Genomic DNA, 11547 nt, shown 5'->3' with positions numbered 1-11547 from the left:
TGTGCACAGCACGGCTCCCGCTTTTCCGTCCGCTTTCTCTCCGTACCGGACCACGCACCGGATCACGCACAGGAACGAGCCTCATGCGCCGAAGAAGCCTGTCCCGAATGACCATCGCCGCCGTCTCGCTGGCCCTGCTGGCGGGCGTCGCGCCCGCGGCCACGGCCAGCGCCGGCCACGACCGGAGCAAGGGCGGCGACCGCGACAAGGGCCACCACCGGCCCGCGTACAAGAGCATCGGCTACTTCACCCAATGGGGCGTCTACGGACGCGACTTCCAGGTCAAGGACCTGGACACCAGCGGGGCCGCGGCCAAGCTGACCCACATCAACTACGCCTTCGGCAACGTCAGCGCCGAGGGCACCTGCTTCACCGGCAACATCCCCGGCCAGGCCGACGCCTGGGCCGACTACGCCCGTCCGTTCGACGCGGCGAGCTCGGTGGACGGCGTCGCCGACACCGACACCCAGCCGCTGGCGGGCAGCTTCAACCAGCTGCGCGAGCTGAAGGCCAAGCACCCCGGCCTCAAGGTCATGATCTCGCTCGGCGGCTGGAGCTGGTCCACCCACTTCTCCGACGCGGTCCGCACGGCGGCCTCCCGCAAGGCGCTCGTCGCCTCCTGCGTCGACCTGTACATCAAGGGCAACCTCCCGGTGGACGGAGCGCGCGGCGGCGACGGCGCGGCGGCCGGCCTCTTCGACGGCATCGACGTGGACTGGGAGTGGCCCGGCTCGGCGGCGAACGAGGGCACCGTCTTCCGCCCGGAGGACAAGAAGAACTTCACCGCGCTGATCCACGAGTTCCGCACCCAGCTCGACGCCCACGCGAAGAGCGAGGCGAAGGCCGAGGAGAAGGCGGCCAAGGGCAAGGGGCACGGCCACGGCAAGCCGAAGCCCAAGCACTACGACCTCTCGGCGTACGTGCCGGCCAACCCGGCCGCGATCGACGCCGGCTTCGATGTGAAGCGCCTCATGAAGGACTTCGACTTCGTCAACCTCCAGGGCTACGACTACCACGTCTCCGGCGAGAAGAAGACGGCCCAGCAGTCGGCCCTGTACGCGAAGAACGACTTCAGCGTCGACCGGACCGTACGCGACTGGGTCCGCCGCGGCGCACCCCGGCACAAGCTCGTGGTGGGCATGCCGACCTACGGTCAGGGCTGGACCGGAGTGAGCGGCGGCGGCAGGGGCATGGGCCAGCCGGCCACGGCCCCGGCTCCGGCGACCTGGGCGGCGGGCTACGAGGACTACAAGGTCCTCAAGCAGCTGGCCGCTTCGGGGGCGTACCAGGTGCACCGTGATGTGCGGAACGGCCACGCGTGGCTGTTCGACGGCACCACGCTGTGGACGTACGACGACCCGCAGGTCCTGCGCACCAAGGCCGCGTACGTCCGGGACAAGGGCCTCGGCGGGGCGATGTTCTGGTCGCTGGACGGGGACACGGAGGACGGCGAGCTGATCACCGCGGTCGACCGCGGGCTCAACCGCCGCTGACCCGACGGACCGACGGACAGGGCCGGGGCGGTCGCATGACGCGACCGCCCCGGCCTGTGCATGGTGCCCGGTCCTGTGCCTGGTGCCTATGACTCAGCCGTTCGGAGGTTCAGCGGTGCGGGCTCAGAAGTGCAGGCCCCAGCTGTTGATCCGGCCGGTGTCGTACGTCCAGTTGTCGCTGACCCGGAGCTTCCAGGTGCCGTTGGCGGCGACGGAGGAGGCGTTGACGGTGTACGTGGTGACCACGTCGTCGCCGCTGCCGCCGGAGCCGTACGCCTTCAGGTTGAAGACGGTGCCGTTCGGTGCGACCAGGTCGATCTTCAGGTCACCGATGTAGGTGTGCGAGATGTTGACCGGCACCTGCAGCGCGGCGGGCGCGTTGCCGGCGACGCCGGTGACCGTGACGGGCGACTCGACGGTCGCGTTGTCGTTGATCGGGTACCCGGTGGTGTTTTCGAACTTCTTGGGGTCCGGGTCCGGCGGGTTGGTGGTGCCCGTGTTCACGTTCAGGAGACGGTTGGGCGAACCGCTGCCCGGGTTGCCGACGACCCCGGTGGTGGCCGCGGCGACGAGACCGGCGGAGACCTGCGCGGGCGTCGAGGACGGGTTCTCGGCGAGGTAGAGGGCGGCGCCGCCGGCCACGTGCGGGCTGGCCATCGACGTGCCGGAGATGGTGTTCGTGGCGCTGTCGCTGGTGTTCCACGTCGAGGTGATCGAGGAACCGGGCGCGAAGATGTCCACGATGGAACCGTAGTTGGAGAAGCTGGAGCGGGCGTCGGTGTTGGTCGTCGAGCCCACGGTGATGGCCTCGGGGACGCGCGCCGGGGACTTCGTGGAGGCGTCGGTCGACTCGTTGCCCGCCGCGACGGCGTAGGTGACGCCGGAGGCGATGGACCGCTTCACGGCGGCGTCGAGCACGGAGTCCGCGCCACCGCCGAGGCTCATGTTGGCGACGGCGGGCTTGACGGCGTTGGCCGTCACCCAGTCGATGCCGGCGACGACCTGCGCGGTGGTGCCGGAGCCGCTGTTGTTCAGCACGCGGACGCCGACGATCTTCGCCTTCTTGGCGACACCGTGGGCCGTGCCCGCGACGGTGCCGGCGACGTGCGTGCCGTGGCCGTGGCCGTCCTGCGCGACGTTGTCGTTGTCGATGGCGTCGTAGCCGTTGAAGGCCCGGCCGCCGAAGTCGCTGTGGCTGATCCGTACACCGGTGTCGATGACGTAGGCGGTGACGCCCTCGCCCGCCTTGTCCGGGTAGGTGTAGCGCTGGTCCAGCGGAAGGTTCTTCTGGTCGATGCGGTCCAGACCCCAGGAGGGCGGGTTGGTCTGGGTGGCGTCGACCGTGAAGGTGCGGTTCTGCGAGACGGAGGCGACGGCCGGGTCGGCGGCGAACTTCTTCGCCTCGGCGGCGGAGGCCTCGACCGCGTAGCCGTTGAGGGCCGAGCGGTAGGTGCGCTCGATGCTCGCGCCGTACTTCTTCGCGAGGGCCTTGCCCTGGGCGGAGTCGGACTTCGCCGAGTCCTTCAGGGTCACGATGTAGCTGTTGCTGATGACGCCCGGAGCGCCCGCGTTCTCGATCACGCCTTCGGGTGCCCGCTCGGCCGCGGTCGCCGGAAGGGCGGAGGCGGTGGCGAGCGCGACGGCGGCTGCGGTGGCTATGACGGTCGCCGTGGCGAGTCTTCGACGGGCCTGGGGGGTGTGACGCGTCACTGACATGTGAGGGGTCCTCCTCATAGGCGGTGCTCTGGTGGGGGGTGGTGCCCGGAGCCGCATGACGACTCCCGACAGGGGCATGACAAATCAGCCATCGGAACGCCCCGGTTTCTGCGTCCTCCGGTGACCGCATGCCCTGCTGCCAGCGAAAGATTGACCGATCCATGGCGAACTCACAAGGGTGCGTTGGGGCATGCCATACGCACGCCATTCATCTGCCATATGCCTGACATGCTGGCGGACATGACGACCTATCACTGCCCGGTGGACGGGACCCGGTCCGAGACCACCGCCCTGACCTGGTGCTGCCCGGTCTGCCGAGGCCCCTGGGACCTCGACTTCACCCCCGTGCGGGGCGTCGCGCCGAACGCGCTTTCCGTGCGGGCCGATTCATTGTGGCGTTACGAGGAATTCCTGCCGCTCGCCACCCCGACGATCTCCCTGGGCGAGGGCCGCACCCCGCTCGTCGCGCTCACGGACACCGTCTCGGCCAAGCTCGACTACCTGATGCCGACGCTGTCCTTCAAGGACCGCGGTGCGGTGCTGCTGGTGGAGCTGGCCCGGCGGCTGGGACCGGACCGGGTGGTGGCGGACAGCACGGGCAACGCGGGCACGTCCGTCGCCGCGTACTGCGCGCGGGCCGGGCTCGCGTGCACGGTGTACGTCCCCGAGGGCACGTCGGCCAAGAAGACCGAGCAGATCCGGGCCCACGGCGCGCACCTGGTGACCGTCCCCGGCGGCCGGGAGGCGACCGCGCTGGCGGCCCGCGCGGCGGCGGACGAACCGGGGGTCTTCTACGCCTCGCACGTCTTCAACCCGTACTTCCTGCACGGCACGAAGACGTACGTGTACGAGCTCTGGGAGGAGCTCGGCGGCCGGCTGCCGGACGCGCTGGCCGTCCCGGTCGGCAACGGCACCCTGCTGCTGGGCGCGGCCCTGGCCATCGCCGAACTGCACGCGCTGGGCCTGATCGAGACCCGCCCCCGCCTGATCGCCGTCCAGGCCGAGGCGGTCTCCCCGCTGGCCGCCGCCTTCCACGCGGGCCTGGACGACCTGCCCCCGGCGGCCCCGGCCGCGCCGTCCGCCCCCACGCTCGCGGAGGGCATCGCGATCCCGCGCCCACCGCGCGCCCGGCAGATCCTGGCAGCGGTACGGGCCTCGGGCGGCACGTTCCTGACGGTGCCGGAGGACCACATCCGCGCGGCCCAGCAGGACCTGGCGTCCCGCGGCTTCTACGTCGAGACGACGGGGGTGGCGTGCTGGGCGGCGGTACGGGACGGGGGCGGTGGGACGGCCGGGGGCAGCGTGGTGGTGCCGTTGTGCGGGGCGGGGTTGAAGACGGGGATGGCGGCGGGGTGAGGGGCGGGGTGCGCCCTGCCCCGACGGACGCCGAGCCCGCCCTCCTGCTCCATCCGGCCGTCCGGCGGACGCCCGGTGCGGGGTGGGTACGCGGGGTGTGCGCGGCGTGACCGTCGGCCGGGCCGCCGCGTCCCTACCTTCGTACCGTGAGCCTCTCGCGTATCTCCGTCCTCGCACCCCTGGTCGCGGCCGCCCTGATCGCACCGCCGACGCCCGCAGCCGGCGCGGCCGGGTCCCCCGGCCCCGTACCGCTGCCGGGCCCGGCAAACCCGTCCGCCTCCCCCGCGCCGGGCCCGACCGCGTCCCCGCGCCCGTCTCCGGCCGCTTCCCCGGCCACGGCCGTGCCCGCCTGCGGCCGGACGGACGGTCCGGGCGCGCCCGGGACCCCCTGGTCCCCGACGTCCACCCGCTTCGGCGAGGCGGGCGGCTACGACCCGTACGTCGGCAACGGCTATCTCGGCCACCGCGTCCCCGCCACCGGCGCCGGATACGCGGCCACCGGCGAGAAGACCGGCTGGCCGCTCTACACACCGCGCTACGACGGCGCTTTCGTCTCCGGCCTCTACGCACGGGACAAGGCCGTCACCGAGGGCCGCGAAGTGATCGCCGCGCTGCCGAGCTGGACCGGCATCGACGTGCGCGTCGGCGAGGAGACCCTCGGCACCGACACCCCGGCCGGCCGGATCTCGCACTACCGCCAGACGGTCTTCCTCAGCTGCGGCCTCGTCCGCACCTCACTGCGCTGGACGACCGCGGACGGCCGGGCGACCGACCTCTCCTACGACGTCCTGGCCGACCGCTCCGACGTCCACACCGGAGCCGTACGCCTGCGGATGACCCCGCGCTGGAGCGGCACCGCGACCGTCACCGGCCGGCTCGACGGCCGGGGCGCACGCCGGATCACGCTCCGCGAGGACGGCACGTTCCGCACGCTCGGCACCGGTGTCGAGGGGGCCGTGGCGCAGGCGATGCGGCGCGGCTCGGGCGTGGTCGAGACGCTGCGGCCGGACGCCCGGACGTCCCCGAGGCGGACCCCGGTCCGCGCGGGCCGGACGTACACCTTCGAGAAGTACGTCGGCGTCGACACCGCCCTGACCTCCCGCACCCCGGCCGAGGACGCCCGCGAGGCGGCGCACCGGGCGGCACGGCGCGGCTGGGACCGGGTCTTCGCGGCGAACGAGGCCGCCTGGCGCGAGGCCTGGTCCGCCGATGTGCTGGTGCCCGGCGACCGTGAGCTCCAGGGTTGGCTGCGCTCGGCCCAGTACGGACTGCTGGCGAGCACCCGGCGCGGCTCCTCCGACAGCATCGCCCCGGCCGGTCTGACCAGCGACAACTACGCGGGCCTGGTGTTCTGGGACGCCGAGACGTGGATGTTCCCGGGGCTGCTCGCCACCCGCCCGGAGCTGGCGCGCTCGGTCGTCGAGTACCGCTACCGCACCCGGGACGCGGCCCGCGCGAACGCCGAGAAGCTGGGCCACGACGGCCTGTTCTACCCCTGGACGAGCGCGAGCCGGGGCCGGCTGGACTCCGAGTGCCACAGCGTGGACCCGCCGCACTGCCTGACCCAGAACCACCTCCAGGGCGACGTCTCGCTCGCCGTCTGGCAGTACTACCTCGCCACCGGCGACCGCGACTGGCTGGCGGCACGCGGCTGGCCGCTGCTGCGCGGCATCGCCGACTTCTGGCAGTCGCGCGCCACGGCGAACCCGGACGGCAGCTACTCGATCACGAACGTGGCCGGACCCGACGAGTACAGCAACGGCGTCGACGACGGCGTCTTCACCAACGCGGTCGCCGCCACGGCCCTGCGCAACGCGACCCGCGCCGCCCGCCTCCTCGGCCGGACCCCGCCCGCCGGCTGGAACCGGGTCGCGGACCGTCTCCGCATCCCGTACGACGCGGAGAAGAAGGTCTACCTCCAGTACGCGGGCTACAACGGCTCCACGATCAAGCAGGCGGACACGGTCCTGCTGACCTACCCGCTGGAGTGGCCGATGGAGCCGGGCGCCGCGGCGGCCACCCTGGACTACTACGCGGCGCGCACCGACCCGGACGGACCCGCGATGACGGACTCGGTGCACGCGATCGACGCGGCGGAGACCGGTGAGCCGGGCTGTTCGACGTACACGTATCTCCAGCGTGCGGTACGCCCCTTCATGCGGGGCCCGTACGACCTGTTCTCCGAGGCGCGCGGCGAGAAGTCGGGGGCCGAGGATCCGTTGTCCGGCTTCCCGGCCGAGGACTTCCTGACCGGGAAGGGCGGCTTCCTCCAGGTGTTCACCCACGGCCTGACGGGCCTGCGCCTCCGCGAGGACGGCGTCCGCCTGGCCCCGACGCTGCCGCCGCAGCTGCGCGAGGGCGTCACGCTGAAGGGCCTGCGGTACCGGGACGCGGTGTACGAGGTCGGGATCGGCCCCCGGACGACCACGGTCCGCCTGATCTCGGGCGCCCCGTTCACGGTCCACACGGCACAGGGGCCGCGCCGGCTGTCCTCGTCCCTCACGCTTCCCACCCGCCGCCCGGACCTGACCCCGACGGCCGACGCGGCGCGCTGCCGCCCGGTGACGGCGACCTCCGAGACCCCGGGCCTGTACGCGGAGGCGGCGGTGGACGGGGCCCCGGCGACGTCCTGGTCCCCGGACGGCGCGTCGGGATCCCTGACGGTGGACCTGGGCGCCCGGCCGCTCCGGCTCACCTCCGTGACCCCGGTCTGGAGCGACGTACCACCCGCCTCCCACACGGTGGAGACCTCCGTCGACGGCCGCTTCTGGCGCCCGTATCTGGCGGGCGACACGGCCCGCAAGGTCCGGGTGACGGTCCGCTCGGAGGACCCGGAGAAGCCGGCGGGGGTGGCCGAGCTGCGGGTGGGGACGGCAGGGCGGTAGGACGCGCCCGAACCCCGCATCAGGTGGAGCATGGAAGAAGGGGCGACAACCGAACATCTGGAGGTGTACGAGCCATGGGCATGTACATGGATGTCCACCGAGGCATGAAGGGCATCACGTCCGCGCAGCTGAAGGAAGCCCATGAGGCCGACGCGGCGATCGAGAAGGAGGAGGGTGTCCACTTCGAGCGCGCCTGGGCCGACCCGCAGTCCGGCACGGTCTACTGCCTGTCCACGGGCCCCTCGGCGGAAGCGGTCCAGCGCATCCACGAACGCGCGGGCCACGCGGCGGACGAGATCCACGCGGTGCCGCTGAAGGTGTGACGAGGCGCGCGGTGCCGTCGGCAGTGTGACCGGTCACGCGGTGCCCGCCGGACCGCGTGACCGGGCCCGCCCCGGGCGCCGCCGGACCGTGTGACCGGGCCCGCCCCTGGCGCCGCCGGACCGTGTGACCGGGCCCGCCCCTGGCGCCGCCGACGGGCACCGCCGGACCGTCCCGCCGTCTGCCCGGGCGGCTGATCGGCCTACCCGGTCGGAGGCCGCACTCTCGGAGGGCGCTCCTCCGGAGGCCGCACTTCCAGGACCGTCGCCGTGCCGCCGGGGAGGGCGTTCTCGTACAACGTGATCCGGTCACCCGGCACGAGGTGCGTCCACCGCACCGGGTCCAACGGCAGCAGCCGCACCGGGGCCCGGGCGCCGGGCGCCAGCTCCCGCGCGAACTCGACCCACACCCGGGCGATGTCCAGCACGGCGGCACCGTCGGGCCGCCGCCCGCCGGTGTCCCACATCGGGCGCAGCACCCCGCCACCGGGAATCGGGGTGCTCCGGGGCCCTTCGCCGGCGGGCAGGAGGGCCAGGTCGGCCCGGAGGACACCGGACCGCGTCTCCGTCTCCCGCCACCAGCACCACTCCCGGCTCCGCTCGAACCCCAACGCCTCTGCCGCGTGCGCCAGTTCGCCCCAGAAGCCCACGGGCGCGGTCCATGCGTCGCCCAGCTCCTGGAGCAGATCGAGCGCCACCTCCCACTCGTCGTGCGCGAGGTGGTCCCAGACATCGGAGGCGGTCACGTCGTTGTCGGTGGCGACGCCCTCCGGCACCAGCAGCGACGCGGCTTGGAGTATCCGGACAACATCCATGCGCGCATTGTCCACGCACCCGCCCGTCCACCGACGGTCCGCAGGTCCGGACCTCGTCCCGGCCTCATCCGGGCCTCATCCGTGCCTCATCGATCCGGGCCTCATCGATCCGGGCCGGAGGGTCTACCGCCCCGGCAGCCGCGTCTCTCCCGCCGCCTCGGCCTCGGCCTTCGCGTCGCTCACCGCGGCGGCGGCCTGCTTCGCGGCCTCGTCGGCGGCGGCGACGGCATCCAGCGCGAGCGTCGAGTTCGGCTCGATCTCCGGAACGCCGACGTTGTCCTTGTCGCTGTCCGCGACGTCGGCGGCGGAGTCCTGCTGCCCGGCCACCGGCGGACCCGCGGCCGCCGACTGGTCGCCGAACGCGGTGGTGACCGTACGGATCGCCTCGGTCAGCTCACCCGGGATGACCCAGAACGTGTTGTTGTCGCTCTGCGCCAGATGCGGCAGCGTCTCCAGATACTTGTAGGCCAGCACCTTCGCGTCGGCGTTGTTGCGGTGGACGGCCTGGAAGACGAGCTCCACCGCCTTGGACTCACCGTCGGCCCGCAGGATCATGGCCTGCTGCGTGCCCTGTGCCTCCAGGATGTCCTTCTGCTTCGTGCCCTCCGCGGTGAGGATCTTGGCCTGCCGCTCACCCTCGGCGTGCAGGATGGCCGCGCGCTTGTCACGCTCGGCCCGCATCTGCTTCTCCATCGCCTCTTTGATGGTGTTCGGCGGATCGATCGCCTTGATCTCGACCCGGTTGACCCGGATGCCCCACTTCCCGGTGGCGTCGTCGAGCACGGCACGGAGCCGGGCGTTGATCTCCTCACGCGAGGTGAGCGTCCCCTCCAGGTCCATGGAGCCGATGACGTTACGCAGGGTGGTCACGGTGAGCTGGTCGATGGCCTGCAGATAGTCGGCGACCTCGTAGGCCGCCGCCCTCGGGTCGGTGATCTGGTAATAGAGCACGGTGTCGATGTTGACCACGAGGTTGTCCTCGGTGATCACCGGCTTGGGGTCGGACGAATACACCTGCTCACGCACATCGAGTTTGGTGTTGACCCGGTCCGCCACCGGCAGGACGAAATTCAGGCCTGGCTGCAGCGTTCTGCGATACCGGCCGAACCGCTCGATGTTGTAACGGCGCGCCTGCGGAACGATCCGCACGGTCGCGGCCACGAGAAAAACCACGACGAGCGCCGCCACGAGAATCGGGATGACCACCGGATCCATGCTTCCTCCTTCGCTGCTCGCTTACGGAAGACGTGTCCAGCCGTTCACGGAAGGAGCTCACGGGGATACACGACCGCTGTGGCGCCTTCGATCTCCATGACGTCCACCAGCGCTCCGACCGGGATCACATGGCTTTCGTCGAGGGCGCGGGCGGTCCATTCCTCACCGGAGAGCTTGATCAGCCCATGGGTCGCGGTGACCTCCTGCATGACCTCGGCGCGCTTGCCTATGAGCGCATCGCTGCCCTCGCGCGTCAGGGGCGTCCGGTCCATGTACCGCAGGGCGACGGGGCGTACGAGAGCGAGGCCCGCTGCCGACGCCAGACCGAGCGCCACGAGCTGCCCGAGCAGGCCGATGCCCACACCGGCCACGACGGCAGTGACCAGCGCCGCTCCGGCCAGCAACCCGAAAACCAGGGTCAGAGTGAAGAACTCCGCGGTGCCGAGCGCCGCGGCGGCGAGCAACCATGCGAACCACGGCATCGAATCAGCCTCCCCTTGGGGACTTACTCACCTACTACCCTTTCAGACCCCGCAGGGAACCGTTTGTCCCGCCCGATCTACGATCGGGCGCGTGGATCACTCCGGCACATGCCCGGAACACGGTGAACACCGGAACACCGGAACACCGGAACACCGGAACACCGGAACACCGAATCGTCGGAACACCGAATCGTCGGAACGTCGAAACGTCGAGGGAAACGGAACGGAATGCGTTGGATACGGGGGCGGCGCGCATGGCTTCCCGCTGCGATAGCGGGTGGTGCGGTCGCCGCGCTCACGGCGGGCGGGCTGATCTGGGGCTTCGGCCCGTGGGGCAACGGCGCGGGACAGGACCCGGCCGACACCTGCCGGGGAGCGCTGGCGGCCGCGGAGGCCGCGGAGTTCTTCGGCGGAGCGGAACTGGAGTTCCGCGGCAACACCGGGCAATGGATGGACTACGAGACCGAACGCTGTACGGCACAGGTCCGTGGCCAGGAATCCGGCAACGTACGACTCGAACTGACCCTCCGCCCCTCGGCGGCCCACCGCTCCAGCCACGCGGCGGAGAAGACCTCGGCGGCACCGATCGGACACGGCTGGAACGGCTCCATCGTGCCGGGCTACTTTCCGCAGGCCGCGGTGCTCGTCGACTGCGCGCCGGTGCCCGGCGACGGACTCCTCGTCCTGGCCGACGTATCCGGCAAGGACATCAGGAACCTCTCCGCCGAACAGGCCCTCGCCCTGGCCCGCTTCACCACCGAGTCGGCGCGCGGTGCGGCAGAGCGCTTCGGCTGCGAAGGCGCCCTCGGGAAGCGCCCCTCGACCGTGGACCGCACCGAACAGCGGAAGCGCCCCGTCGCGGAGGCGGAGGGCACCTGCGGCGGAGTCGTCAGCGAGCGGGACTCGGCCCGGCTGCGGCTCACGACGGCTTCGGAGATGCCGGCCGGCCGCGCGCTCACCGAGGAGTGCTCACTGAAACTGCCGGCCGAGAACCACAGCATCCGCCTGTCCGCGTACTACGGCCCGTCCGCCCAGCAGGAGATGTACCTGGACAAGCGCTACCCCGGCAGCGTGAAGGGCGCGATCATGCGGTCGCACCCGTGCGAGGGGGCGCTGGACACGGCGTACTTCAAGTTCGAGGAGCTGCCGCTGCAGGATGCCGGGAAGGACGTACCGCGCACGGTCCGCAGCGAGGACGGACAGCGGCTGCTGACGGCGTTCACCACCGCTTCGGCGGCTCGGCACGGGTGCCCGGCGACCTGACG

Annotated in this window: 9 protein-coding genes; 5 read left to right on the top strand and 4 right to left on the bottom strand. The window is 71.8% G+C overall.

Annotated elements, in window-relative coordinates; translation table 11 throughout:
* Positions 1–83: 83 nt before the first annotated feature.
* Entirely contained in the window at positions 84–1493 is a 1410-nt protein-coding gene (locus KV381_RS24575) for a glycoside hydrolase family 18 protein (protein ID WP_098024605.1), read from the top strand.
* A gap of 123 nt (positions 1494–1616) precedes the next feature.
* Here KV381_RS24575 and KV381_RS24570 read toward each other — a convergent pair whose 3' ends face one another.
* A complete protein-coding gene (locus KV381_RS24570; protein WP_030082737.1) occupies positions 1617–3209 on the bottom strand; it encodes a S8 family peptidase in 1593 nt (530 codons plus the stop codon).
* Between the two features lie 240 nt (positions 3210–3449).
* Between KV381_RS24570 and KV381_RS24565 the strand changes: the two genes are divergently transcribed.
* The 3 genes from KV381_RS24565 to KV381_RS24555 all read left to right on the top strand — a co-directional run bounded on the left by KV381_RS24565 (position 3450) and on the right by KV381_RS24555 (position 7773).
* A complete protein-coding gene (locus KV381_RS24565) occupies positions 3450–4565 on the top strand; it encodes a threonine synthase (protein WP_256995147.1) in 1116 nt (371 codons plus the stop codon).
* 146 nt (positions 4566–4711) lie between these two features.
* Entirely contained in the window at positions 4712–7450 is a 2739-nt protein-coding gene (locus KV381_RS24560; protein WP_218786280.1) for a glycosyl hydrolase family 65 protein, read from the top strand.
* A 74-nt stretch (positions 7451–7524) separates the two neighbouring features.
* A complete protein-coding gene (locus KV381_RS24555) occupies positions 7525–7773 on the top strand; it encodes an SCO4226 family nickel-binding protein (RefSeq protein WP_030082731.1) in 249 nt (82 codons plus the stop codon).
* 200 nt (positions 7774–7973) lie between these two features.
* Here KV381_RS24555 and KV381_RS24550 read toward each other — a convergent pair whose 3' ends face one another.
* The 3 genes from KV381_RS24550 to KV381_RS24540 all read right to left on the bottom strand — a co-directional run bounded on the left by KV381_RS24550 (position 7974) and on the right by KV381_RS24540 (position 10282).
* Positions 7974–8585, bottom strand: a complete 612-nt coding sequence (locus KV381_RS24550) for a hypothetical protein (RefSeq protein WP_030082729.1) — start codon at positions 8583–8585, stop codon at positions 7974–7976.
* 123 nt (positions 8586–8708) lie between these two features.
* The gene (locus tag KV381_RS24545; RefSeq protein WP_030082727.1) at positions 8709–9800 is read right to left on the bottom strand and encodes an SPFH domain-containing protein; all 1092 of its coding nucleotides are present in this window, start codon (positions 9798–9800) and stop codon (positions 8709–8711) included.
* Positions 9801–9844: 44 nt separating this feature from the next.
* Entirely contained in the window at positions 9845–10282 is a 438-nt protein-coding gene (locus tag KV381_RS24540) for an NfeD family protein (RefSeq protein ID WP_030630797.1), read from the bottom strand.
* 228 nt (positions 10283–10510) lie between these two features.
* Between KV381_RS24540 and KV381_RS24535 the strand changes: the two genes are divergently transcribed.
* Positions 10511–11545 (top strand): hypothetical protein, encoded by a 1035-nt coding sequence (locus KV381_RS24535; protein WP_218786277.1) that lies wholly within the window; start codon positions 10511–10513, stop codon positions 11543–11545.
* Positions 11546–11547 lie beyond the last annotated feature (2 nt).

The organism is Streptomyces sp. WY228 (genome assembly GCF_019287315.1).
Lineage (GTDB): Bacteria > Actinomycetota > Actinomycetes > Streptomycetales > Streptomycetaceae > Streptomyces > Streptomyces caviscabies.
The sequence above is the reverse complement of the archived record's forward strand: the minus strand, read 5'-3'. Positions and strand labels throughout refer to the sequence as shown.